At 71.9% G+C, this 23,415-nt stretch carries 23 protein-coding genes and 1 tRNA gene; 12 read left to right on the top strand and 12 right to left on the bottom strand.

The window, feature by feature from the left end; translation table 11 throughout:
* Nucleotides 1–71: 71 nt before the first annotated feature.
* The 6 genes from mscL to QNO07_RS24660 all read right to left on the bottom strand — a co-directional run bounded on the left by mscL (nucleotide 72) and on the right by QNO07_RS24660 (nucleotide 6,189).
* The gene (gene mscL / locus QNO07_RS24685; protein ID WP_283994596.1) at nucleotides 72–605 is read right to left on the bottom strand and encodes a large conductance mechanosensitive channel protein MscL; all 534 of its coding nucleotides are present in this window, start codon (nucleotides 603–605) and stop codon (nucleotides 72–74) included.
* A 117-nt stretch (nucleotides 606–722) separates the two neighbouring features.
* Nucleotides 723–1,397: a hypothetical protein gene (locus QNO07_RS24680; protein ID WP_283994594.1), complete on the bottom strand. Its 675-nt coding sequence runs from the start codon at nucleotides 1,395–1,397 to the stop codon at nucleotides 723–725.
* Nucleotides 1,398–1,617: 220 nt separating this feature from the next.
* On the bottom strand, nucleotides 1,618–2,466 hold the full coding sequence (locus tag QNO07_RS24675) for an S-methyl-5'-thioadenosine phosphorylase (protein WP_283994592.1): 849 nt from the start codon (nucleotides 2,464–2,466) through the stop codon (nucleotides 1,618–1,620).
* Between the two features lie 161 nt (nucleotides 2,467–2,627).
* Nucleotides 2,628–2,960, bottom strand: coding sequence for an FmdB family zinc ribbon protein (locus QNO07_RS24670; protein ID WP_283994589.1), 333 nt, complete (start codon nucleotides 2,958–2,960; stop codon nucleotides 2,628–2,630).
* A gap of 66 nt (nucleotides 2,961–3,026) precedes the next feature.
* Complete coding sequence (locus QNO07_RS24665) at nucleotides 3,027–4,280, bottom strand: MFS transporter (RefSeq protein WP_502961927.1); 1,254 nt, start codon at nucleotides 4,278–4,280, stop codon at nucleotides 3,027–3,029.
* Between the two features lie 352 nt (nucleotides 4,281–4,632).
* Entirely contained in the window at nucleotides 4,633–6,189 is a 1,557-nt protein-coding gene (locus QNO07_RS24660) for a potassium/proton antiporter (protein ID WP_283994586.1), read from the bottom strand.
* 296 nt (nucleotides 6,190–6,485) lie between these two features.
* Between QNO07_RS24660 and QNO07_RS24655 the strand changes: the two genes are divergently transcribed.
* The gene (locus tag QNO07_RS24655; protein WP_283994584.1) at nucleotides 6,486–9,209 is read left to right on the top strand and encodes a penicillin acylase family protein; all 2,724 of its coding nucleotides are present in this window, start codon (nucleotides 6,486–6,488) and stop codon (nucleotides 9,207–9,209) included.
* Nucleotides 9,210–9,299: 90 nt separating this feature from the next.
* Here QNO07_RS24655 and QNO07_RS24650 read toward each other — a convergent pair whose 3' ends face one another.
* Nucleotides 9,300–9,902, bottom strand: coding sequence for a 5-formyltetrahydrofolate cyclo-ligase (locus QNO07_RS24650; protein WP_283994582.1), 603 nt, complete (start codon nucleotides 9,900–9,902; stop codon nucleotides 9,300–9,302).
* Between the two features lie 89 nt (nucleotides 9,903–9,991).
* On the opposite strand from QNO07_RS24650, the gene galU reads away from it, so the two are divergent.
* The 7 genes from galU to QNO07_RS24615 all read left to right on the top strand — a co-directional run bounded on the left by galU (nucleotide 9,992) and on the right by QNO07_RS24615 (nucleotide 15,551).
* Nucleotides 9,992–10,903, top strand: a complete 912-nt coding sequence (galU, locus tag QNO07_RS24645; protein ID WP_283994581.1) for a UTP--glucose-1-phosphate uridylyltransferase GalU — start codon at nucleotides 9,992–9,994, stop codon at nucleotides 10,901–10,903.
* A complete protein-coding gene (glp, locus tag QNO07_RS24640; protein WP_283994579.1) occupies nucleotides 10,900–12,240 on the top strand; it encodes a molybdotransferase-like divisome protein Glp in 1,341 nt (446 codons plus the stop codon). Before galU ends, glp begins: the two co-directional genes overlap by 4 nt.
* Before the next feature lie 221 nt (nucleotides 12,241–12,461).
* On the top strand, nucleotides 12,462–12,950 hold the full coding sequence (gene moaC, locus QNO07_RS24635; RefSeq protein ID WP_283994577.1) for a cyclic pyranopterin monophosphate synthase MoaC: 489 nt from the start codon (nucleotides 12,462–12,464) through the stop codon (nucleotides 12,948–12,950).
* On the top strand, nucleotides 12,947–13,465 hold the full coding sequence (locus tag QNO07_RS24630; RefSeq protein WP_283994576.1) for a MogA/MoaB family molybdenum cofactor biosynthesis protein: 519 nt from the start codon (nucleotides 12,947–12,949) through the stop codon (nucleotides 13,463–13,465). The genes moaC and QNO07_RS24630 overlap by 4 nt, the downstream gene beginning before the upstream one ends.
* Before the next feature lie 38 nt (nucleotides 13,466–13,503).
* Nucleotides 13,504–14,085 carry a GNAT family N-acetyltransferase gene (locus QNO07_RS24625; protein WP_502961926.1) on the top strand — a complete coding sequence of 194 codons (582 nt, stop codon included), beginning with the start codon at nucleotides 13,504–13,506 and terminating at the stop codon, nucleotides 14,083–14,085.
* 173 nt (nucleotides 14,086–14,258) lie between these two features.
* Entirely contained in the window at nucleotides 14,259–15,362 is a 1,104-nt protein-coding gene (gene sepX / locus QNO07_RS24620) for a divisome protein SepX/GlpR (protein WP_283994574.1), read from the top strand.
* A gap of 116 nt (nucleotides 15,363–15,478) precedes the next feature.
* Nucleotides 15,479–15,551, top strand: a tRNA-Ala gene (locus tag QNO07_RS24615).
* Nucleotides 15,552–15,749: 198 nt separating this feature from the next.
* Here QNO07_RS24615 and QNO07_RS24610 read toward each other — a convergent pair.
* Complete coding sequence (locus tag QNO07_RS24610; protein ID WP_283994573.1) at nucleotides 15,750–17,327, bottom strand: DHA2 family efflux MFS transporter permease subunit; 1,578 nt, start codon at nucleotides 17,325–17,327, stop codon at nucleotides 15,750–15,752.
* 403 nt (nucleotides 17,328–17,730) lie between these two features.
* Between QNO07_RS24610 and QNO07_RS24605 the strand changes: the two genes are divergently transcribed.
* The 3 genes from QNO07_RS24605 (at nucleotide 17,731) to QNO07_RS24595 (ending at nucleotide 19,204) form a co-directional block, all read left to right on the top strand.
* Nucleotides 17,731–18,018: a hypothetical protein gene (locus QNO07_RS24605; protein ID WP_283994572.1), complete on the top strand. Its 288-nt coding sequence runs from the start codon at nucleotides 17,731–17,733 to the stop codon at nucleotides 18,016–18,018.
* 9 nt (nucleotides 18,019–18,027) lie between these two features.
* A complete protein-coding gene (locus tag QNO07_RS24600; protein WP_283994571.1) occupies nucleotides 18,028–18,909 on the top strand; it encodes a barstar family protein in 882 nt (293 codons plus the stop codon).
* Between the two features lie 106 nt (nucleotides 18,910–19,015).
* Nucleotides 19,016–19,204 (top strand): CYTH domain-containing protein, encoded by a 189-nt coding sequence (locus QNO07_RS24595; protein ID WP_283994569.1) that lies wholly within the window; start codon nucleotides 19,016–19,018, stop codon nucleotides 19,202–19,204.
* Between the two features lie 249 nt (nucleotides 19,205–19,453).
* Here QNO07_RS24595 and QNO07_RS24590 read toward each other — a convergent pair whose 3' ends face one another.
* Nucleotides 19,454–20,011: a TetR/AcrR family transcriptional regulator gene (locus QNO07_RS24590; protein ID WP_283994568.1), complete on the bottom strand. Its 558-nt coding sequence runs from the start codon at nucleotides 20,009–20,011 to the stop codon at nucleotides 19,454–19,456.
* 104 nt (nucleotides 20,012–20,115) lie between these two features.
* Here QNO07_RS24590 and QNO07_RS24585 point away from each other — a divergent pair, with 104 nt between their 5' ends.
* Nucleotides 20,116–20,718: a DUF2867 domain-containing protein gene (locus tag QNO07_RS24585; RefSeq protein ID WP_283994609.1), complete on the top strand. Its 603-nt coding sequence runs from the start codon at nucleotides 20,116–20,118 to the stop codon at nucleotides 20,716–20,718.
* A gap of 78 nt (nucleotides 20,719–20,796) precedes the next feature.
* On the opposite strand, the gene QNO07_RS24580 is transcribed toward QNO07_RS24585, so the two are convergent.
* From QNO07_RS24580 to QNO07_RS24570, 3 genes are read right to left on the bottom strand one after another with little or no spacing between them, the layout of a single operon-like run.
* Entirely contained in the window at nucleotides 20,797–22,074 is a 1,278-nt protein-coding gene (locus QNO07_RS24580) for an ATP-grasp domain-containing protein (protein WP_283994566.1), read from the bottom strand.
* Complete coding sequence (locus QNO07_RS24575; protein ID WP_283994565.1) at nucleotides 22,071–22,418, bottom strand: putative quinol monooxygenase; 348 nt, start codon at nucleotides 22,416–22,418, stop codon at nucleotides 22,071–22,073. The genes QNO07_RS24580 and QNO07_RS24575 overlap by 4 nt, the downstream gene beginning before the upstream one ends.
* Nucleotides 22,418–23,362, bottom strand: a complete 945-nt coding sequence (locus QNO07_RS24570) for an NAD-dependent epimerase/dehydratase family protein (RefSeq protein ID WP_283994564.1) — start codon at nucleotides 23,360–23,362, stop codon at nucleotides 22,418–22,420. Before QNO07_RS24570 ends, QNO07_RS24575 begins: the two co-directional genes overlap by 1 nt.
* Nucleotides 23,363–23,415 lie beyond the last annotated feature (53 nt).

Here is a 23,415-nt window from a genome sequence, read left to right as displayed (position 1 = left end):
GAGCTGCCCGTCGCGCACCCGCCCGTCGCGCACCCGCGCGGTGCGGCGCGGGTGCGGCGGTTGCCGTGGACCTACTTCGCCAGGTCGGTTGGGCGGCTCTCCTGCGGGCTGCCGGAGTCGCCGCGCTGGCCACCGACGGTGGTGGTCGCGGGCTGACCGGCGGCGCGCTGGGCGATCAGCGTGTCCCGGATCTCGATGAGCAGCTGGACCTCGGTCGGGTCCGGCTCGGAGTTGTCCACCGGCTTCCTCGCGTCGAGACGCGCCTTGTACTTGTTCATCGGCAGGATCATCAGGAAGTAGACCACCGCTGCGGTGATCAGGAAGGTGATCGAGGCGCTGAGCACCACACCCCACTTGACGACGATGCCCTCGATCTCGCCACTGGCCGGGCTGACCTGGCACGGGGCCTTCAGGCAGGACTGGTACTTCTCCAGGTCCTTCGGCCCGAGCGCGCCGACGACCGGGTTGATGGCGCCCTCCACGACCGCGTTCACGATCTTGGTGAAGGCCGCGCCGATGACCACGGCCACCGCCAGCTCCACCACATTGCCCCGCATGAGGAATTCCTTGAACCCCGCCAGGACTCCCGGCTTCTGCTCGCTCACCGCACTGCCTTCCCGCACTCTTCCAACGAACCGGACTTCCGGCACGCTGCCCGAGCGCGGGCCGGGATGTCCAATCCGGTGACTTCGTTGGGACGGACGCTGGAGCACCAGTGCGGATCAGCACAGGGCCACCGCCAGCGGTCCCGCGGCGGCAGCCCCCGCGATGCGGGAGGCGGTGGGCCGCGGCACGTCCAGCACGACGAGCGCGCCCTCCACGCCGGACCAGGTGTTCTCCTCTTCGATGGGGATCTGCACCACGCGCGCGCAGCGGGCCAGCGAGCGGGCCGCCGGAGCGCTGCCGGAGGCCGGGTCGGAGCCGGCCGCGGAGGTGCGGCCCGCGGAGGTGGGGCCTGCGGGGGCGGGGGCCGTCATGGCCAGGACGTCCACCCGGTCACCGGCGCTCAGCAGTCGGACGGCGGCCGCGTCGCCGATCCGCACCGGTGCGGAGACGTGCGCTACCGCGGCCGGCCCGGCGCCCTCCCCGCCCCCGGCACTCGTGCCGTCGCCGTGGGCCCCACCGGGCGGCCGGGGCGCGCCGGGAGGGGCGGCGGGCGCGTCGGCGGTGGTGCCGTGGGCCGGGCCGGGCGGCGCCGCCCCGACGGCGGTCGGGGGCTGGGCGGCGTGGCCGGAGACGGCGAGCGCGGCTGCCGCCACGGCCAGGCCGACGGCGGCGGTGCGGCGGCGCGGACGCAGGGCCCGGCGCCAGCGGTACCGCCGGGAGAGCGCTGGGCGCAGCGGCGGGAACATCGGGACTTCGGTCGGAGGCGGAGGGCAGGAGAGGTCGGGCTGCATCGCGGTGCGCCTTCGGTCGGGGACTGAGGTGGTTCCACCGTGCCGTCTCCCGGCCGATCCCGCTGAGGGCTGTGGACAACCCCCGGGGTGTGGACAACTCCGCCACCCACAGGGGTCACGCGCCCCTCACGCTGCCACTCAGGTATCCACCGTTCCTGCCAACACGGGTCACGGGCACCACCGGACGCACCGGCCCCGCCCAGGGGCGAGCCCGGTGCGGCTAAGGGAGCGTGATGCCGGTGTCCATGCCGGTGAGAGCGTCCGGGCAGGCGCAGGTGCGGTTCCCGGGCAGGCCGGCGACCGCGTCGAAGAGCACCTCGCGCAGGCGTGAGACGTTCTCGCCGAAGACCTGCAGCACCTCCTGGTGGGAGACGCCGCCGCCGGTCTCGGCGCCGGCGTCCAGGTCCGTGACCAGCGCCAGCGAGCTGTAGCAGAGGGCGAGTTCACGGGCGAGTACCGCTTCGGGGTGGCCGGTCATGCCGACGACGGACCAGCCCTGGGCGGCGTGCCAGCGGGACTCGGCGCGGGTGGAGAAGCGCGGACCCTCGATGACGACCATCGTGCCGCCGTCGACGGGCTCCCAGTCGCGTCCGCGGGCCGCGGCCAGCGAGGCCTGACGGCCCGCCTCGCAGTAGGGGTCGGCGAAGGTCAGGTGCACCACGTTGGGCCGCTGCCCGTCGGGCAGGGGTTCGCCGTCGTAGAAGGTCTGCGCGCGGGACTTGGTGCGGTCCACGACCTGGTCGGGCACGACGAGGGTGCCGGGGCCGTACTCCGGCCGGAGCCCGCCCACCGCGCAGGGCGCGAGGACCTGCCGGACGCCGACGGACCGCAGCGCCCACAGGTTGGCGCGGAAGTTGATGCGGTGCGGCGGCAGGTGATGGGAGCGGCCGTGGCGGGGGAGGAAGGCGACCTTCCGTCCGGCCAGTTCGCCGAGGAACAGCGAGTCGCTGGGCGTGCCGTAGGGGGTGTCCACCGGCACCTCGGTCACGTCCTCCAGGAAGGAGTAGAACCCCGATCCGCCGATGACACCGATCTCCGCCTGCGCTGCTGCCGTGCCCTGTCCCGTCATGGCGGCAGCCTATAAGCCGTCCACTCGCGGGCGCCTTCCGCCCGCCGACCGGCGCCGCTGGCGGCGGCGACGCCTTCGCCACACGGGCAGGCGGACGGCCCCGCCGCCGTGGGGCGGCAGGGCCGGTTGCGCTGGAGGCCGCCGCCGGGCGGCCGGGTGCGTCAGGCGGCCGGGGTGCTCGCCGTGGATGTCGAGGAACCCGACGTGCTCGACGAGGACGAACCCGAGGAGCCGGAACCGGAGCTGTCGCTCTTGCTCTCGCCCTTCTTCGCGGTGCCGGAAGCGCCTGCGGAGGCCGGGCTGCTGGAGGACGACGAGCCGCGGCTGTCGTTCCGGTAGAAGCCGGAGCCCTTGAAGACGATGCCGACCGCCGAGAACACCTTCTTCAGGCGCCCCTCGCAGCTCGGGCAATCGGTGAGTGCGTCGTCGGTGAACTTCTGCACCGCCTCGAGGCCCTCGCCACACTCGGTGCACTGGTACTGATAGGTCGGCACTTGCTCCTCCTGGCACTCTTCCCTGTGGAGTGCTAACGACGCTCCATGGTGCAGCATTCCCGCGTCTTAGTCCACTGCAACCGGGACACGGTGACCGGCGCCACGTGCCACCACCCGGCTCTCGGCGCCCGCGGACGCCTCCTGGGGCGCCGGTGTGAGGTGCCGGCGCAGCGCCACGACGGTGAGCACGGCCAGGCCGGTGCCGGCCAGCGGCACGGCGAAACCGCTGGCCGCGCCGAAGGAGTCGGCGAGTTGGCCCGCGGCGCCGGCGGCGGCGGCCTGCCCGAGGGCGACCGCTCCGGTCAGCCAGGTGAACGCCTCGGTGCGGGCACCGGCCGGAACGAGCGACTCCACCAGGGTGAAGCCGGTGATCAGGGCGGGGGCGATGGCAAGTCCCGTGAGCAGCCCGGCGGCGCCGACCAGCGGCACCGAACCGGCCGACGCGGCGAACCACAGCGGCACGGTGGCCAGTGCCAGCGCGCCGTAGGCGACGGGCAGCCGGCTCTGGGGCAGCGAGCGCCAGGCGATGACGCCGCAGGCCACACCGGCGAGCATGTTGCCGCCCGCGAAGACGCCGTACAGCAGGCCGTTGGCGCCGGGCTGGCCGATGCCCTGGGTGAAGGCGGTCAGGGACACCTGCATGCCGCCGAAGACCGTGCCGATGCCCAGGAACGCGGCGATGAGTACCCGCACGCCCGGTACGGACAGGGCGGTGACGCGGCGCTGTCCGGCGACGCGCGGGGTGCGGTGGACGGGCGGTGCGGTGCGGGTCTGCGCGGCGAAGAGCAGGCCGCCGACGACGGTCAGCGCCGCCTCGGCGACCAGCCCGGCCGCCGGGTGCACGCCGGTGCACAGCGCGGTCGCCAGGACCGGGCCGACGACGAAGGTGAACTCGTCGGTCACCGACTCGAAGGCCGCCGCGGTGGGCATCAGGGGGCCGCCGCTGAGCTTGTTCGCCCAGCGGGCACGGACCATCGGGCCGACCTGCGGCACGGACGCGCCGGCCGGTACGGCGGTCAGCAGCAGCGCCCACAGCGGGGCGTCGGCCAGTGCGAGCCAGATCAGCGCGGACACGGCCGCGGCGTGCAGCAGCGCACCGGGCAGCAGTACCGCCCGCTGCCCGAAGCGGTCGGCGAGCTTGCCGACCTGCGGTGCGCACAGGGCCATGGCGACGCCGGTGACGGCCGAGACCGAGCCGGCCACCGCGAACGAGCCGGTGGTGTGCTGGACCAGCAGCACGATGCCGATGGTCAGCATGGCGAAGGGCTGCCGGGCCAGGAAGCCGGGCAGTAGGAACGACCAGGCACCAGGGGTGCGCAACAACAGACGGTAGCCGGGCTTGGACGCCACGGCCGGGCCTTTCTGCCGCCTGGTAGTGCGGTACGGCTGCGTCCGTACGGCACCGAGAGCTGTCCTCTTGCGCAGTGGCCGCGGGCGGGTGTTCAGCCGCGCGGCGGCGCCAGCTCTGCGTCAGGCAGGGTTGGAATTCACGTCTTTCGTTGCCAGTGTAACGGCAACCGTCCACCTGGCAATCCAAGGTCGGACGAGGCAGGGGGCGCCGACCGCAAGGCCCCGCACCGCCCCGACCCCCAGCACGCCCGCACCAGGCCGTCGCCTGCACCAGGCTGTGGCCTCGGACCGGGCCGACGCCTCCTCACCAGGCTGGCGCCGCTCACCGCAGCCCGGACCGGCCTTCGTCCGTCCCGTCCCGCTTCCCTCCGCGCTTGCCGTCCCGCCGCTCGCCGCCCTTCGGGCCGGTGCCGCCCGGGCGCCGGGGCCGGACGGCCCGGCTGCGCCCGCCCAGCCAGTCCGCCAGCTTGCCGCCGCGCCCGACGGCCAGCAGCCGCCGCTCGGCGGCGTCGCGCACCGGGTCGGTCGCCACGACCAGCAGGTCGTCTCCGCGGGCGAGCACGGTCGTCGGCAGCGGCACGAAGCTCTGCCCGTCGCGGACCACCAGCGTCACCGCCGCCCCCGGCGGCAGCCGCAGCTCACCGACCTCCACGCCGTGCATACGGGACGCCTCCGGGATCGAGACGGACAGCAGGTGGCCGCGCAGGCGCTCCAGCGGGGCCGACTCGATCTCCACGTCGACGGTGTTCTCGCCGCCCAGCTTCAGCTTCCGGGCCAGCCACGGCAGCGTCGGTCCCTGGACCAGGGTGAACACCGAGACCAGCACGAAGACGATGTTGAAGATCCGCGAGCTGTCCTCGACCCCGGCCACCATGGGAATGGTGGCCAGCACGATGGGGACCGCGCCGCGCAGCCCGGCCCAGGACAGCAGGGTGTGCTCCTGCCAGGGCCGTTTGAACGGCAGCAGGCACAGCACCACCGACAGCGGCCGGGCCACCACCGTCAGGACGAGGCCGACCGCGACCGCGGGCCAGAAGTCGGCCAGCAGGTCGCCGGGCGACACCAGCAGGCCCAGCAGGACGAACAGCCCGATCTGCGCCATCCAGGCCAGTCCGTCGGCGAAGCCGCGCACCGCCGGGCGGTGCGGCAGCCGGGCGTTGCCGAGGATCAGCGCGGCCACGTACACGGCCAGGAAGCCACTGCCCTGCGCGAGCGCGCCGCCCGCGTACGCCAGCACGCACAGCGCGGTCACCGCGATCGGGTAGAGGCCGGCCTGGGGGAGCGCCACCTGCCGCAGACCGGTCTCGCCCAGCTTGCCGACCGCGACGCCGACCGCGAAGCCGATGACCAGCTGCAGCGCGATCTTGCCCACCAGCAGGTACCAGGGCGCCGGCGCCTGGTCCAGCGCGGAGAACGCCACCACCAGGATGACCACGGGGGCGTCGTTGAAGCCGGACTCGGCCTCCAGCATGCCGCTGAGGCGCTTGGGCAGCGACACCGTGCGCAGCACCGAGAAGACCGCCGCGGCGTCCGTCGACGACACCACCGCGCCCAGGATGAGGGCCGGTTGCCAGTCCAGCCCGATGACGTAGTGCGCCCCGGCCGCGGTGACGAGCACGCTGATGCCGACACCCGCCGTCGACAGGACCGCGGCGGCGGGCACCGCCGGCCGGATGTCGCGCCACCGGGTGGCCAGCCCGCCCTCCGCCAGGATCAGCACGAGCGCGGCGTAGCCGAGCACCTGGGTCAGCTCCGCGTCGTCGAAGCGGACCCCCAGGCCGTCCTGGCCCAGGGCGATGCCGATGCCGAGGTAGATGAGCAGGCTGGGCAGGCCCGTGCGGGAGGAGAGCCGGACCGCGGCGACCGCCACGATGAGCACCAGTGCGCAGACCAGCAGGAGTTGGTTGAGGCGGTCGACAGTCAGGGGCCGTTCCTCCGAATCGCACCGGTGCCCGCGGCGCTCGGTGGAACGCGGGGCGCTAAGAAAGCGTCAAAGTTTCGTTGCCTAGACTAACAATTGCCTGGTTCGCCACGTACGCCGCGGTGCGCGTCGCGGCCCCGCGCGTTCCCCTCCGTCCACGGGCGGCGTACGGACCGCACAGCGCGGCGCCTAGAGTTGCCCCAGCACGGATCCCGGCGATCCGGATGGTCCCCACCTGCCCTCGAAGGACAGCGATGCCCGCCAAGAAACGGTTCCGACGTGCCCGCCTGCTCGTGCTCACGCTGGTGCTGCTGCTCGTGGCGGGGGTCGGCGGCGGCACGTTCTGGACGGTCAGCACCGTCCGCGACTCCTTCCCCGAGACGACCGGTTCGATCAAACTCGACGGCCTCTCGGGCACGGTGAACGTCAAGCGGGACGCCCACGGCATCCCGCAGGTGTACGCGGGCAGCGCCGAGGACCTGTTCATGGCCCAGGGCTACGTGCAGGCCCAGGACCGCTTCTGGGAGATGGACGTCCGCCGCCACACCACCGCGGGCCGCCTGTCGGAGCTCTTCGGTGAGAGCCAGGTCGAGACCGACGCCTTCCTGCGCACGCTCGGCTGGCGCGACGTGGCGCAGGAGGAGTACGACACCAAGCTCTCCCCGCAGAGCAAGAAGTACCTCCAGGCATACTCGGCCGGCGTCAACTCCTACCTGGAGAGCCGCGGCGGCTCCGGGCTGTCCGTGGAGTACGCGGCGCTCGGATTCGTCAACAGCGAATACGAGCCGGAGCCCTGGACGCCGGTCGACTCCGTGGCCTGGCTCAAGGCGATGGCCTGGGACCTGCGCGGCAACCTGCGCGACGAGATCGACCGCTCGCTGCTCGCCGGGCGGCTCACCGACAAGCAGGTCGAGGACCTGTACCCGTCCTACCCCTACGACCGCAACAAGCCGATCGTCGAGGACGGCGCGGTCTCCACCGGCGCGGACGGCAACGAGGCGTTCGACCCGGACGGCACCCCCGCCTCGGGCGACGCCGACGGCACGGCGGGCACCGGCGAGGGCGGCGGCGAGCTGCAGACCCAACTGGCCGCGCTGTCGCGGACCCTGGACGACCTGCCCGACCTGCTCGGCCCCAACGGCAGCGGCATCGGCTCCAACTCGTGGGTCATCGCCGGCGAGCACACCACCAGCGGCAAGCCGCTGCTCGCCAACGACCCGCACCTCGCACCGCAGTTGCCCTCGGTCTGGTACCAGATGGGCCTGCACTGCACCCAGGTCACCCGCGAATGCCCCTTCGACGTCTCCGGGTTCACGTTCGCCGGCATGCCGGGCGTGGTCATCGGCCACAACCAGGACATCTCCTGGGGCATGACCAACCTGGGCGCCGACGTCACCGACCTCTACCTGGAGAAGATCCAGGACGGCAAGGTCCTCAGTGACGGCTCCTACAAGCCGTACACGACCCGCAAGGAGACGCTGAAGGTCGCCGGCGGCACCGACCGGCAGATCACCGTGCGCAGCACCCGCAACGGGCCCATCGTCTCCGACCGCAACACCGAACTCGGCCGGGTCGGCGACAGCGCCCCCGTGAAGGGCGTCGCGCCCGACCGCGGCAAGGGCTACGCGGTGTCGCTGCGCTGGACCGCGCTGGAGGCCGGCCGGACGATGGACGCGGTCTTCAAGCTGAACCGGGCTCAGGACTTCGCCCAGTTCCAGGCCGCCGCCAAGGACTTCGCGGTGCCGTCGCAGAACCTGATCTACGCCGACACCAAGGGCAACATCGGCTACCAGGCCCCGGGCCGCATCCCGGTCCGCGGCAAGGGCGACGGCCGCTACCCCGCGCCGGGCTGGGACTCCGAGTACCGCTGGACGGGATACGTGCCGCAGTCGGCGCTGCCGTTCGAGTACAACCCCGACCGCGGCTACATCGTCACCGCCAACCAGGCGGTCGTCGACCAGCGCAGCTACCCGTACCTGCTCACCGAGGACTGGAGCTACGGCACCCGCAGCCAGCGCATCAACGACCTGATCCAGTCGAAGACCAAGGACGACGGCAAGATCTCCATGGACGACATGCAGTCCATGCAGACCGACAACAGCAGCGAGATCGCCAAGCTGCTCGTGCCGCACCTGCTGAAGATCGACGTCAAGGACCCGTACGTCCGCGAGGCCCAGCAGCTCCTGGAGGGCTGGGACTACTCCCAGTCGGCGGACTCCGCAGCCGCGGCCTACTTCAACGGCGTCTGGCGCAACCTGCTGATGCTGTCCTTCGGCAACAAGCTGCCCAGGGAACTGCGCCTGAAGGGCCAGTGCCTGCGGGTCCGCCCGGCGGACGACTCCGGGCCGCTGGAGGACCTCGACGGCACCGCCAGGACCGTGCGCGAGTGCGGCCAGCGCAGCCGCACCACCGCGCAGCCCGACGGCGGCGACCGCTGGGCCGAGGTGGTCCGCGGCCTGCTCGACGACCCGGAGAACGAGTGGTGGCAGGCGCGCGGCAACCGCGAGAACCCGGACGCGGAGAACCGCGACGAGCTGCTGGCCCGTGCCATGAAGGACGCCCGCTGGGAGCTGACCACCAAACTGGGCAAGAACATCGACACCTGGAGCTGGGGCCGCCTGCACCGGCTGATGCTGGAGAACCAGACCCTCGGCAAGGAGGGCCCCGACCTGGTGCAGCGGCTGCTCAACCGCGGCCCGTGGGAGCTGGCCGGCGGCAAGGACGCGGTGGACGCCTCCGGCTGGAACGCGGCGGGCGGCTACGGCGTCACCTGGGTGCCGTCGATGCGCATGGTCGTCAACCTCGACGACCTGGACAAGTCCCGGTGGATCAACCTCACCGGTGCCTCGGGCCACGCGTTCCACTCCCACTACACCGACCAGACCGGGAAGTGGGCCAAGGGCGAGCTGCTGCCCTGGGCCTTCAGCCGCGACGCGGTCGACAAGGCCACCGAGGACACGATGGCCCTGACGCCCTGACGCCCTGACGCCCTGACGCCCTGACGCCCTGACGCCCCCACCGCATCGTCCCCACCGCATCGTTGTGGGGGCGGGGCGGCGGTCAGGGCCTCACAGGGCGGCGCCGGCAGGGAAGCGGGTCACACCGGACGGCGTGACGGCCGCCTGGACGGGCCGGTCGTGCGCTTCGGCCGGCACCGCGTCCAGCAGCTCGCCGTCGTGCAGCAGCACCAGCAGCGACGGGTGTGCCCCCGCAGCCGCCAGGCGGGCCAGCACGCGGTCGTAGGAGCCGCCGCCCCGGCCCAGCCGCAAGCCGCGCCGGTCCACCGCCAGCCCGGGGAGCAGCACGGCGTCCGCGTCGAGCACCGCGTCGGGGCCCAGCCGCTCCCCGTCCGGCTCCCGCATGCCGCGCCCGGCCGGTATCAGGGAGTCCGGCCCGCGGTAGGCGGCCCAGTCGAGGTCGTTGTCCGGCAGCAGCACCGGAAGCAGGACCCGTGCGCCCCGCGCGCGCAGCGCGTCCAGGAGCGCGCGGGTGCCCGGCTCGGCGCCCACCGAGACGTACGCTGCGACCGTTCCGGCGTCCGCCAGCTCCGGCAAGGCCAGTGCCCGCCGGGCGAGTTGCTCGGCCGCCACCGCCACGTCGTCGCCGGTCAGCCCGGATCTCACCCGTAGGAGATCTTGCCGCAACGTACGTTTGACAGCGTCGGTGCTCACCGTGTGTCACTCCCTTCATTGTCCGCATACCGCAACAGAGGCACCGGACCCTTATCTTCCGCACAATGTCAGCGGTTATGGTGCCGGACATGACTACTTCACGTGCCCGGATCAGCAAGGCTGTCATTCCAGCCGCCGGCCTGGGAACTCGCTTCCTCCCCGCCACCAAGGCGACTCCCAAGGAGATGCTGCCGGTCGTCGACAAGCCCGCGATCCAGTACGTGGTCGAGGAAGCGGTCAACGCCGGCCTCTCCGACGTTCTCATGATTACCGGGCGTAACAAGCGCTCCCTCGAGGACCACTTCGACCGCAACTACGAGCTTGAGCAGATCCTGCACGCCAAGGGCGACGACGACCGGCTGCGCAAGGCCCAGGAGTCCACCGACCTGGCCACCATGCACTACGTGCGCCAGGGCGACCCCAAGGGCCTGGGCCACGCCGTGCTGTGCGCCGCGCCGCACGTCGGCGACCAGCCCTTCGCGGTGCTGCTCGGCGACGACCTGATCGACCCGCGTGACGCGCTGCTCACCCGGATGACGGACGTCCAGCAGGAGCACGGCGGCAGCGTCATCGCGCTGATGGAGGTCGACCCCTCCAGCATCCACCTCTACGGCTGCGCCGCCGCCGCGCCCACCGGCGACGACGACGTGGTGCGGGTCACCGGCCTGGTGGAGAAGCCCGACGCGGCCGACGCCCCCAGCAACCTCGCCATCATCGGCCGGTACGTGCTCGACCCGGCCGTCTTCGAGGTCATCGCCAAGACCGAGCCCGGACGCGGCGGCGAGATCCAGATCACCGACGCCCTCCAGACGATGGCCACCGACCCCTCCATCGGCGGCCCCGTGCACGGCGTCGTCTTCCGCGGACGCCGCTACGACACCGGTGACCGCGCCGACTACCTGCGTGCCATTGTCAGACTGGCATGCGAACGTGAGGACCTGGGCCCGGACTTCCGGGCCTGGCTGCGCGCATACGTCAGCGAGGAGATGCAGAGCCGGTGAGCAGGACCTGGTCGGTCGACGAACACCTGGAGGACATCCTCGCCGCGGTACGGCCGCTGGAGCCCATCGAGCTCCCGCTGCCGGACGCCCAGGACTGCGTCCTGGTCGAGGACGTCCTCGTACCGGCCTCCCTACCGCCCTTCGACAACAGCTCCATGGACGGCTACGCCGTCCGGACGGCCGATGTCGAGGGCGCGAGCGAGGAGTTCCCGGCGGTCCTCACCGTCGTCGGTGACGTCGCGGCGGGCAGCGGCGAACTGCCCACCGTCTCGCCCGGCCAGGCAGCCCGGATCATGACGGGCGCACCGCTGCCGCCCGGTGCCGAAGCCGTCGTCCCCGTGGAGTGGACGGACGGCGGCACCGGCGGCGGCCCCGCCACCTCGATGACCGCGCACAGCGCCGACCCGGGCGGCGCCACCGGTGAGGTGCGGGTGCACCGCCCGGTCAAGCCCCGGCAGTACGTCAGGGGCCGCGGCAGCGACGTGCAGGCCGGCGAGGTCGCGCTCACCGCGGGCAGCGTGCTGGGCCCGCCGCAGATCGGACTGCTCGCCGCCCTCGGCCTGGGCTCCGTCACCGTGCGGCCCCGGCCGCGGGTCGTGGTGCTCTCCACCGGCAGCGAACTGGTGCCGCCGGGCCAGCCGCTGGGGCCGGGCCAGATCCACGACTCCAACAGCTACCAGCTGGCCGCCGCCGCCCGGGACGCGGGAGCCCTCGCCTACCGGGTCGGTGTCGTCGCCGACGACGCCGAGACCCTGCGCGCCACCGTCGAGGACCAGCTGGTCAGGGCCGACGTGCTCGTCACCAGCGGCGGCGTCAGCGTCGGCGCCTACGACGTCGTCAAGGAGGCGCTCAGCGGCATCGACACCCGGCCCGGCGCCGGGGACGACGGGCCCGACGTCGTCGTCTCCAGCGGTGTGGACTTCCGGCGGCTCGCCATGCAGCCCGGCAAGCCCCAGGGCTTCGGCCTCGTCGGCGAGGACCGCACGCCGCTGCTGGCGCTGCCCGGCAACCCCGTCAGCTCCTACGTGTCGTTCGAGCTGTTCGTCCGCCCGGTGATCCGGGCGCTGCGCGGCTGCGCCACCGTCCACCGCCCGGTGGTCAGGGCCCGCGTCAACGCCGACGAGCCGCTCACCTCACCCGCCGGCAAGCGTCAGTTCCTGCGCGGCCGTTACCGGCCGCCGGGCGCGGACGAGCGGACGGGCACGGTCGAGCCGCTCGGCGGCGCCGGCTCCCACCTCATCGCCGCGCTCGCCCGGGCCGACGCGCTGATCGTCGTGCCGGAGGAGACCACCGAGGTCGCGCCCGGCACCGAACTCGACGTCCTGCTGCTGCACTGACCGCACACCGGACGGGCGACCGCGCACCGGGGGCGGACGGTCCGGGGCGGACGGTCCGGGGACGCGCGGCGGCGACCCTGAGCTGCGACCCGGCCCGGTCACCCGCCCCGGTCACCCGCCCCTTGCGCCCCGGTCCCTGTGACCCGGGCTGTGGTGCGGTGCGTCCGCCCGGCGTGGTCGCGCGGGACGGAGGCGAAGCCCGACGGGTACGGTGTCTGCTCATGAAGAGCCAGCACCTCACGCACATCGACGACTCCGGGGCCGCCCGGATGGTCGACGTCTCCGCCAAGGACGTCACCGCGCGCACCGCCCGAGCCACCGGGCGCGTGCTGGTCTCGTCGCAGGTCGTCGCCCTGCTGCGCGGCGACTCCCCGGAGGGCACGCTGCCCAAGGGCGACGCGCTCGCCACCGCCCGCATCGCGGGCATCATGGGCGCCAAGCGCACCCCGGACCTGATCCCGCTCTGCCACCCACTGGCCGTGTCCGGTGTGACGGTCGACCTTGCGGTGGCCGACGACGCGGTGGAGATCAGCGCGTCGGTGCGCACCACCGACCGCACCGGCGTGGAGATGGAAGCTCTCACCGCCGTGTCGGTGGCCGCGCTGACCGTCGTCGACATGGTCAAGGCCGTCGACAAGGAGGCCGTCATCACCGACGTCCGTGTCGAGGCGAAGTCCGGGGGACGGTCCGGCGACTGGAGCCGGGAATGACCACCGCCGACTCCGGCCCGGACACGCCCCCGCGGGCGCTGGCCGTGACCGTCTCCAATCGGGCGTCGGCCGGCGTCTACGCCGACACCGGTGGTCCGCTGCTGGTCGAGGGCCTGCGCGCGATGGGCTTCACCACCGACGGGCCCAGCGTCGTCCCCGACGGACCGCCCGTGGAGGAGGTGCTGCGGGCAGCGGTCGCCGCCGGCTACGACGTGGTCGTGACCACCGGCGGTACCGGGATCAGCCCCACCGACCGCACCCCGGAGACCACCCGTCTGGTGCTCGACCGGGAGATCCCCGGCATTCCCGAGGCCGTGCGTGCCGCAGGCCGGGTGAAGGTCCCCACCGCCGCACTGTCGCGCGGGCTGGCGGGAGTCGCCGACCGGACCCTCATCGTGAACCTTCCCGGCTCGCGGGGCGGAGTCAAGGACGGCTTGAGCGTGCTTGCGGAGATCCTTCCGCACGCCGTCGACCAGCTGCGCGGTGGCGACCATCCCAGAGGGGACACGAACTGAACGCCGTGTGGCCGGTGGAACTGGCGGACGGTGACACCATGCTCCGCCCGATAAGGCTGCGCGACCACCGTGCCTGGCGCGAGGTGAACCAGCGCAACCGCAACTGGCTGCGGCCGTGGGAAGCCACCGTGCCGCCCACCCCGCCCGGCCACCTGCCGCCGCAGCGCCCGACCTACCGGCAGATGGTGCGCCACCTGCGCGCGGAGGCGCACGCCGGGCGCATGCTGCCGTTCGTGGTGCTGTACCAGGGCCGGCTGGTCGGCCAGCTGACAGTGGCGGGCATCACCTGGGGCTCGATGTGCTCCGGGCACATCGGCTACTGGGTGGACCAGGCCGTCGCCGGGCGCGGCGTCACACCGACCGCCGTCGCTCTCACCGTCGATCACTGCTTCCGCAACGTCGGTCTGCACAGGGTCGAGGTGTGCATTCGACCCGAGAACGCTCCCAGTCGCCGGGTGGTGGAGAAACTCGGCTTCCGCGAGGAGGGCGTGCGGCCGAGGTATCTGCACATCGACGGTGCCTGGCGGGACCACCTGGTGTTCGCGCTGACCGCCGAGGAGGTCCCGGAGGGGCTGCTGACCCGCTGGCACCAGGCACAACCCGGAACACCGCATAAATAGAATACGTGTTCGCTTTTCCGGGGCCATTCGAGGGAATCGGCCGCCCCAACCGACCACATAAGAGGTCCGCAGGTCCCGCAATCACAAAAAATGCTCGATATATGAGCCGGATCGTGCGACACACCGCGCCAATTGGCGGATGCTTCGGCCAAAACCCCTCTACCGTGTGAAGCGTGAGCAGCAGCGGCCTCATCTACGCAGTCATCGTCGGGGCCTGGGCCGCCTACCTGGTGCCGATGTGGCTCCGCCGTCAGGACGAGTTGAACGACTCCCGTCCGACGGAGCGCTTCAGCACCGCCATCCGGCTCCTGTCGGGTCGTGCCGCGATGGAACGGCGCCACGCCAGGGAGCGGGAGGCGCGCGAGGAGGCCCTGGAACCGGCCGCCGACGGTGACGACCCCGGCCGGGTGCACGCCGCAGACGAAGCGGTGCACGCCCGGGACCTCGGCGATCCCGCATCCGGGTCCCCCGGCGTGGCCGAGCCGAGCGCCGTGCCGGTCCTGTCGCCGCAGCCGGCGCCGGTCTCGGCCTCCGGCTCCCGCAAGGTCCCCGCCTCGGTCTCCGTCGACGCCGAGGCCCTGACCGAACTGCACCACCGCCCGCCGCAGGCCTCCAAGGAGCGCGGCAAGCGCGCCAAGGTACTGGCCCGCCGCCGCCGCACCACCATGGTGCTCTTCCTGGCGTTCACCTTCGGCGCGGTCATCGCCGCCGTCGGCGGACTGCGCCTGCTCTGGGCCCCGGGCATCCCGGCGATCCTGCTCAGCGCCTACATCGTGTACCTGCGGGCGCAGGAGCGCCGCCGCTTCGCCGTCCGGCTCGACAACCAGCGCGCGGAGTCGGCCGCGCGCCGCCTGCACGAGCGCCGCCGCGACGCGCGCGCCGGAGCGGACGCCGCCGCGCCGGAGCCCGACCACCGGCCCGCGCCCGTCGCCACGCCCGCCGACGACCGGCGTGTCCTGGTCGAGCAGACCGACCATGCCGAGTGGGTCGACCAGCAGCGCGGCCGTGATCCGCAGGGCGACGGCTGGGACCCCGTCCCGGTGCCGCTCCCCACCTACGTGAACGCCCCCGTCGCCCCGCGCAGCGCCGCAGGCGTCGACCTCGGCGCCGCGGACGCCTGGAGCTCGGCCCGCTCCACCTCCGCCGACCCGCCGGCACCCCCGGCCCCCTCAGCCGCCGAGCCCCGCCGCCAGCCCCGCCGCGGCCGTCAGCGCGCCCGCACCCCGCTCTTCGACCAGAACGCCGAACAGGAACGCCGCCGCGCCGCCAACGAGTGACCCCGTCCTCGCACCGCGGGCCCCGGCCACCGGCCGGGACGGCGACCGGGCGAGGTGCGGACCGGTACGGATTTTCACCCGCAGCGACCTGGGTGCTAGAGTTCCAATCGTTCCAAGGGCCTGTAGCGCAGTTGGTAGCGCACCTCGTTCGCAACGAGGGGGTCAGGGGTTCGAATCCCCTCAGGTCCACAGAACAAACTGGTCCTGAGCTTGCTCAGGAGCGGTTCACGAGATCCCGTCCGATCTGGCTGATCGGGCGGGATCTCTGCGTTTCCGGGGGCTGTTCGAGGGTGTCCGGGGCGCGTGGAAGCATCCCCGCTGAAGGCGGCGCGGTACACCGACGGCGGCCTCCTCAGGGAATCCGGGCGGCGCCTCTTCTCCGGGGGTTCAGCGTGCAGCGGGGGCGTCCGCATCGCGTCCGGCGACGGTCCACAGCAGCGTCATGGTCACCGCGCAGAGAACGGCGGCCGCGCCGACACTCACCTGGCAGGCCTGCACGAAATCCTGTGTCGCCGCGTCCACGATGGCCTCACGCTGCTCGGGTGAGGGCGCGGGCAGTGGTCTGCCCGGGCCGACCTCGGACGCGTAGGCGTGAGGGTTGGCCTCCTGGATGATCCGGTCGGCGATCGCCTGGCGGGCCTGGTCGTCCGGGACGGCCTGGCGAAGATTGGCGCTGAGCGTCTTCCCCAGCCAGATGGCAAGGATGCTGCCGAGGATCGCGAAGCCGAAGGTGGAGCCGATGGCCCGCTGGGCGCTCATGATGCCCGAGGCCATTCCGGCCCGGTCCACCGGTACCGAGCTTATGGCCAGGGCGGTGACCGAGGTGGCGAGTAGGGCCACACCAGCACCGCAGAGAAACAGTCCCACCGCGACGACGGCCACGGAAACCGGCATCCCCAGGGCGATGACGGCCAGCCCTGCGACCAGCAGAGGCTGGCCGATTCTGGCGATCGGCAGGGGCCCGAACCGCGCGACCAGCCGGCCGGCGATCGGGGAGAGCAGCATGATGTTGAAGGAGAACGGAAGGATCAGCAGGCCGGCCAGCTCAGGCGAGTAGTCCTCGACGTTCTGGAAGTACTGCGTGACGACCAGCAGCATTCCGTATGCGCTGAAGAACGCCGAGAAGATCGTGGCCATACCCACGGCGTAGGTGCGGTGGCTGAAGAGGCGGACGTCCATCATCGGGCTGGGATTGCGGTATTCGTACCGGGCGAAGAGGACAAGTCCCACCACGCCGACGGCGAGCAGGGTCAGGATCTCAGAGGACGCCCATCCGGCGTTCTGGCCCTGGATGAGCCCGCAGGCCAGGGTGCCGATGGCCACGGCGAACAGCAGTTGGCCGCCCCAGTCGAACCTGCGGGGCCGCTCCTCACGGGACTCGGCGACGTATCGGGCGGTCAGCGCCAGGACCAGCACGCCGACGGGTGCGTTGACCATGAACACGGCCTGCCAGCTGATGCTCTCGGTCAGGACACCGCCGATGGTGGGTCCCAGGGCGGTGGCGACGCTCGCCACTCCGGTCCACAGCCCGATGGCCTTGGCCCGCTCGGCGTCGTCGGGGAAGGCGGCGCTCACCAGCGCCAGCGAGGTCACGGTCACTGTCGCTGCGGCGATCCCCTGCACCGCGCGGGCGATCGCCAGCGCGGCGAGTCCCGGGGCCAGGCCCGCGGCCATGGAAGCGGCGGTGAACACGGAGATGCCGGCCAGGAACAGGAGCCTGCGCCCGAACCGGTCGGCCGCGGTGGCACCGGCCATGATGAACACGGCCATGCCGATGGAGTACGCGGCGACCACCCACTGCAGGCCGGACTCGCCCACACCGAAGTCCCGCTGGATGTCCGGCAGGGCCACGTTCGCGATCAGCGCGTCGAGGAAGACCATGAAGAGACCGAGCCCGGTCGCGACGACGGTCAGTCTCTGCGTCAGCGTCCATGCGGTAGGGGTCGGGCGCTTCGTGTGACGCATCGTCACACGCTAATCCGTGGCGACCGGCGTCCCGGGCAGGACACGGGAACGGCCCCGACGAGAGCGGCTCCGCACATCGTCCACGGCCAGGACGACATGCGGAGCACAACGCGTACCAGGGCTGAACTCTCACTTTCCTCGACGCCCATGAAACGCGCCGAACATGTCCGTGTGCCAGACGTGACACGGCGAACCTGCGGGCCGGGCCGCCGAACCTCGTCGACGGTGCCTCGGGCACGTCGGGACAGCCGCGGTGCACCTCACGCGGCACTTCAGGGCCGAGGTCGTCGGGGTGTGCGGCACAGCGAACACGGAGCTGGACGGTCCGGACGGTGATCGTGTGTGCGGCGGTGGCCCGCTTGTCGGTGGGGTCGACCACGGCCGCCGGGGGAGCCGGGACGCGGTGGACCTGGTTGAAGCGGGGACACACCACGGCGGACGAGGGCCCGCTGGCCGGGCACTGGAGCCTGATCGCGCCCTGCTCGTCGGCGGACTCCTTGAGCTCGAGGAAGTACGGTTCCCGGCCCGCGATCCGTTCGCTGCGTTCGCCTCGGCGGATGCCCTGGATGCCCCGGTGCTGCTGTTCGTGGTCGAGAACCAGTCGGTGGCCCAGGGTGCGGTCCGGGCTGGGGCCTCGATCGCCCTGCGCTCGCAACCCTCCGACGGACGACGACATCCGTTCGCACCATAGGGTCGGAGCATGCCGACCGAAGACAGCCCACGTCCCACTGCCAAGCACTGGCAGGACTGCGCGGACGTGTACGACTTCCTGGACCGGGTCCGGCTCCGGCCCGGCATGTGGGTTCCCGGCGGATCGCTCCCGCACCTGCAGTCCTTGCTCGTCGGCTACCGGGCAGCGCTCGGTGTGCACGGCGTAGAGGAGCCCTTCGCTTTCTGGCCCGAGGGCGACTTCTACCGCTGGCTCCAAGAGCAACGCGGCATCGCCGACTCCCTCACCTGGGCAGCCGAGATCGAACGCAACACCCCCGCAGGCTCGACTCCGGTCGAGGAGTTCTTCCGCCTCCTGGACGCATACCGGAGTGAATCCTCCCAGGACCCAGCACCTGGCGCTGACCCGACGCGCTTTCCCGGCATCGAGTACATGAACAACACCTTCGTCACCCTCTTCTGGCGCCGAGGGCTCCTCACAGAAGCCGAACTGCGGCTCGAAGAGCGCGGCTTCCGCGTCGCCCACCTCGCCGCCGGCGAGTGGGCTTCCGAGCAGGACATGCACAGGGACGTTGCCGCCGCGCTGAAGTTCCCCGACTACTACGGCCACAACCTCAACGCGCTCAACGACTGTCTCGGCGATGTGGCCTGCTACGGCCCGTACGACGATGCACAAGAAGGCACTGGGCTCGTCCTGTCCATCACCGACTACGACCGCTTCACGGCCGCTTGCCCGCGAGCGGCCCAGACCGTTCTGGACATCGTCGCCGACCAGGCCCGCCGCGCGGCGGTGCTTCAGCGCCGCTTCTTCTGCCTGCTCCACAGCAACGACCCGGACATCCGATTCGAACCCGTCGGCGCCACGCCCGTCCTGTGGAACAGCGACGAATGGCTCAACGCCAACCGTCTGTGAGAACGCGGCGGTGCCTTGAGGGGTACGCGTAACCGCTGCGGGGCCTTCATCGTCTGGCGATGGACTCCCCAGCGGCAGTGACACACCCTCGGGCGGTGGTCCGCGTGTGCGGCGCGTTCTGGTGCTGCCGGTGGACCGCAAGTACATCCTGCCGATCGCCGATCTGCCCCTCGTGCTCTCCGGCCTCGCGGACGATTTCAGGGTGCTCGAAATCGAGGAGCGCCGCGAGTTCGGCTACCGGTCCGACTACTTCGACACACCGGACCTGGACAGCTACGTGACGGGGGACAGCTGACAGGACCACCCCGTAGTGGTCACGGCGATGCAACTGTCCCGAACAGGTCGGCACTTGAGCAACGGGGGGCGTCCTGTGCCTGCGAAGGTGATCCAGCCGGTCTCCCGCGCGGTGTCGAGGAGGTGCCAGATGCGGCCGCCGCTGGTCACCTTCGATCTGCCACTGCTCACAGGTCTGCCCGCGATGGGTGCCGTGTGCCAGGCTGCCCTTGAGCCGGTGGTACCTGGGCGGGCGTGGCGTGGTGTGGGTTCAGTCCAGCAACCGGTTCCTGACCGCGGAGAAGACTTCCGTGCGGCTGCGCGGGCCGTTGTCAGCTGCGATGAGGTGGTCGCCGATGCGCAGGGAGAAGGTGATCAGGCAGCGGGCCTCGACATCGCCCTCGTCGGAGCAGAAGGCCCCGTAGAGCTCGCGCAGGTAGTCCATGCGTCGGTTGTCGGCCCGGCGGAGGCACTGCGCGACGTCTTCGTCCCGCCGTGCCCAGTCGCGGATCGCGAGCTCGACCCCGGGGCTGGTCACGGAAGTCCCTTCCGGCCCCACGAACTCGAAGAGGCGCCCGAGCCGCGCGCGGGCGTCGCCTCCGTCGCGTTCGATCCGCTCGATGACGTCCTCGGTGACCCCGTGCTCCCAGGTGCTGAGCATCTCCTCCAGCAGGGCTGCGCGGTTGCGGAAGTAGCCGTAGAAGCCGCCCTTGCTGACGCCGAGCGCCTGCGCGAGGGCCTCGACCCTGACGGCCTCGGGGCCGCCGTCGGCGAGCGCCCGCAGCCCCTCCTCGATCCACTTGTTCCGCGGTGTCCGGATCGTGCCCATGCCGTGTCTCCCCTTGGATGTCCCGCCCAGTATACGGAGCCGTATAGATGGGTCTATGCTCTGTCTATACGCCACCGTATAGACAGGGGTCCACCGTGAGCGATCTGCGACTTCCCTCCACCAGTCACACGTCCCGTCCCTGGCGGATCCACGAGATCGCAGGCGACTTCCGGCTTGAGGACGTGTGGGTGCTGCCGACGCCGGGCGGGCCGGACGACCTGCACCACCTGGTCCAGCAGCTGGCGGACGGCGAGGGCGGCCCGCACGGCGGCAACCCCGTGGGCCGCTTCCTCTTCGCGGTGCGCTGGAAGCTCGGCGCGCTGCTCGGCTGGGACAAGCCGGACCTGGGCGTCGGCGGCCGGGTCGAGACGCTGCGCGTCCGGCTGCCTGATGACCTGCGTGAGGGGCCGCGAGGGCCCGACCTCAGCGCGGCGCCCTTCACCTCGGTCTTCCAGACGCACGACGAGTGGGCCGCCGAGTACGCCAACAAGACCATGCACGGCGTGATGCACATCGGCTGGGTCCCCGACGGGAGGGGTGGTGGCTACCGCGGTCAGATGGCCGTTCTGGTGAAGCCCAACGGCCTTCTCGGCTCCCTTTACATGCTCGGCATCAAGCCCTTCCGGTACCTGGGGGTGTACCCGGCGCTGGTGCGATCGATCGGCCGGGAGTGGCAGGACAACGCGGCGCGTCGCTCGGCACGTTGACGCCGGGGCCCCGCATCCCGGGCCCCGCGGGTCACACTGCGGACGACTTCAGGCCACGGCTCGGGGTGCGAACAGCCCTCATCCAGCTGGGCCCTCCGGCTCGACGTGGAAGCATATCCGGCCTGCCAACTCGGCGCAGCGTCGGACGGCATCCGCACGGCTCGGGGCGGTGGCGAAGACGTAGCCCCGGTCGGAGGCCAGTAGTGAGTCCATTGCCGACACCGTGTCCCCCGCGTGCTTGCCGATCACCGCTCCGGCGTCCGCATCCGCGAAGTCCTGCAGGAACGGGATCATGTGCGGGTGCTGTTTCCCGGGCGGCACCCGGCGCACGGGCACAGGCAGTTCCTCGACGCCGACGATGGCCCTGATCCGGCCCGGGGCGGCGTCCAGGAAACGGATTGCCGCCCCCTGCTTCGCTGTCGGCGCTTCCTCGGGCAACCGGTCGATGCCCAGGGGCACGGTCATGAACAGCCGGGCGGGGTCCCAGCCGGTGGCGCGGTGCACCATTTCGGGGATGCCGGCGCCCGAGAGCCGGTTGTGGGTCTCCAGCAGCCGGGGGCCGGCCGGCGTGAGCACGAACTCACTGTGCGAGGGACCGTCGGTCAGTCCGACGGCGTCCAGCACGGCGGCGGTCACCTGGTGCAGCTCCGCGAGGTCAGGCAGCGCGGCATCGCTGGGAACGCTGCACTCCCACTCGACGAAGTGCTCGTTGACCTGGTACTCGCTGACGCCCAGCACCACGTGGCGGCCCTGGGAGGAGAACGCCTCCACGCTGACGACCGGGCCCTCCAGGTACTCCTCTGCCAGGACACCGCCGTAGCCGAAGTCCTCGATGTCCCGTACGGCACGGGCGGCGCTCTCCGCGTCGCTCACTACGTTGATGTGCAGACTGCCCGCTCCCTGCGCGGGCTTCAGCACGATCCGGTCGCCGACCTCCGCCAGGAACTCGACCGCTTCAGCGGCGCTGCCTATCCGCCGGTGGCGGACCGGGCTCAGTCCGTGCCGGTCCAGAGCCTGCCGGGTCAGTGCCTTGTCCTGGATGACGCGGGACACCTCCGGCGGGGTGCCGGGCAGGCCGAGTTCGGCGTTGACCTCACCCACCGCCACGGCGGAGAGTTCGGTGGTGGTCAGGACGCGGTCGAAGGGTTCGGCCTCGTGCAGCGGTCGCAGCAGTTCGAGCAGCGCGCTGGTCCGGGTGATGTCACAGGTCAGGATGCGGGTGCAGTGCGGCTCGGCCTCTGCCGGGTCGAACTGTCCCTCGGCGTGGACCAGAGTGATGTCGATGCCGGTCTCCCTGGCGCCGTGCACGGGGGCGGGGCGGCCTCCGACGACGGCGATGCGGTGCCGCTTGGTCATGTCGGTGATCCTTCGGTCGGTGGCGTGGTGGCGGCGGTGGTGCGGGTGCCGGGACGGGGGCGCAGGGGGATGCTCGGATGGACCTCGCGTTCCACGCGCGGAAGCACCTCGGGGAGGTAGATGTCCTGAATGGCCGGTCCTTCGCCGTGCGCCTCCCAGCGGGCGCGGCTCGCCCACCGTTCGACGAGCACGAAGTGGCCCTCCTCCGATTGCGACCGGTAGGCCTCCCAGCTGATGCAGCCCTCCTCGGCGAGGCACAGCGAGCGCATCCGGGTGAACGCGTCGGCTACCGGGGCGACGTCGGCGGGGTCAGGCACTCGGACGATGACGATCAGGTCGAACATCAGCTGCTCTCCTGTGCGGCGATGCGTGCGATCTCCGGCAGCCACCGGCTCACCGGGGCGAGGTCGAAGCCGAGCGAGACCGCCCGAGCCGTGTCCATGCCGAAGTCGGTCGCACAGGAGTAGGGCGAGAGCGCCGGGTCGCCTCCCGGCGAGTCCCTCTCGACGACGAGAGTGTCCCGCCCTGTTGCCCTGTCCACCGCGGCGCAGACGTCGTACACGTTCGCGGGGTCGGGGGAGGCGACGTTGACGACGCCCGCCAGGTCGGAGGTGGCGGCCCGGGAGAGCGCCGCGGCGACGTCAGGAGCGTGCACCAGGGACGTGCGGCCCGGACGGGTGTGGACCGTGACCGGTTCCCCGGCGCGGGCGCGGTCGACGTGGAACCGCAGCCGCCCGGTGAAGTCGTCCGCGGCGGCCAGGACGTGGGCGACCCGGGCGACGGTGACGGGGACGTCAGCGTTGCGCACGAGGGCGCTCTCCGCCTGCCGCTTGCCCTCGCCGTAGTTGCGTCCCACGAAGTCGAGGTCGTCCCACGGGAGGCCGGCGTCGTACTCACCCTGCTCGGGGCGGAGTTCGTCCTCGCGGGCGAAGGCGCTCATGGGGGGAGCGGGGGTCTGGTGGCGGAACGTCTCGGCGTTGTACACCTCCATGCTGCTGGTGAGGACGAACCTGCCGGCCCGCTTCCCGAACGCCGCGCAGGCGTCGAGTGCGGCGTTCGGCGTGTAGCAGGCCTGGTGGATCACGGTGTCGAAACGCTCTCCTTTCACCGCGGTGGCCAGTTGGCCCGGCTGGTTGACGTCCGCGTGCAGGCGCCGCACGGCGGAGCCGAACGGGTCGCCGGCCCGGCCCCGGGTGACCAGGGTGATCTGGTGGCCCTCGTCGATCAGGCGCCTCACCAAGAGCTTTCCGAAGAAGCGGGTGCCGCCGATCACGCAGATCCCAGCCATGGTTCGCCTTTCTCCTTTGTCGTCCATCTGTCTGTTCGGGAGCGTGGGAAGCG

This window comes from Streptomyces sp. 549, assembly GCF_030124175.1.
Lineage (GTDB): Bacteria > Actinomycetota > Actinomycetes > Streptomycetales > Streptomycetaceae > Streptomyces.
This window is presented reverse-complemented; position numbering and strand designations above follow the sequence as displayed.

Excerpts from the sequence above, each read along its gene's own strand:
- QNO07_RS24675 (WP_283994592.1), bottom strand. The coding sequence starts at position 2,466 with ATGACGGGACAGGGCACGGCAGCAGCGCAGGCGGAGATCGGTGTCATC.
- QNO07_RS24625 (WP_502961926.1), top strand. The coding sequence starts at position 13,504 with ATGCTCCGCCCGATAAGGCTGCGCGACCACCGTGCCTGGCGCGAGGTG.
- QNO07_RS24630 (WP_283994576.1), top strand. The coding sequence starts at position 12,947 with ATGACCACCGCCGACTCCGGCCCGGACACGCCCCCGCGGGCGCTGGCC.
- QNO07_RS24570 (WP_283994564.1), bottom strand. The coding sequence starts at position 23,362 with ATGGCTGGGATCTGCGTGATCGGCGGCACCCGCTTCTTCGGAAAGCTC.
- QNO07_RS24590 (WP_283994568.1), bottom strand. The coding sequence starts at position 20,011 with ATGGGCACGATCCGGACACCGCGGAACAAGTGGATCGAGGAGGGGCTG.
- moaC (WP_283994577.1), top strand. The coding sequence starts at position 12,462 with ATGAAGAGCCAGCACCTCACGCACATCGACGACTCCGGGGCCGCCCGG.
- QNO07_RS24600 (WP_283994571.1), top strand. The coding sequence starts at position 18,028 with ATGCCGACCGAAGACAGCCCACGTCCCACTGCCAAGCACTGGCAGGAC.
- QNO07_RS24575 (WP_283994565.1), bottom strand. The coding sequence starts at position 22,418 with ATGTTCGACCTGATCGTCATCGTCCGAGTGCCTGACCCCGCCGACGTC.
- QNO07_RS24610 (WP_283994573.1), bottom strand. The coding sequence starts at position 17,327 with ATGCGTCACACGAAGCGCCCGACCCCTACCGCATGGACGCTGACGCAG.
- galU (WP_283994581.1), top strand. The coding sequence starts at position 9,992 with ATGACTACTTCACGTGCCCGGATCAGCAAGGCTGTCATTCCAGCCGCC.
- QNO07_RS24680 (WP_283994594.1), bottom strand. The coding sequence starts at position 1,397 with ATGCAGCCCGACCTCTCCTGCCCTCCGCCTCCGACCGAAGTCCCGATG.
- QNO07_RS24655 (WP_283994584.1), top strand. The coding sequence starts at position 6,486 with ATGCCCGCCAAGAAACGGTTCCGACGTGCCCGCCTGCTCGTGCTCACG.
- QNO07_RS24580 (WP_283994566.1), bottom strand. The coding sequence starts at position 22,074 with ATGACCAAGCGGCACCGCATCGCCGTCGTCGGAGGCCGCCCCGCCCCC.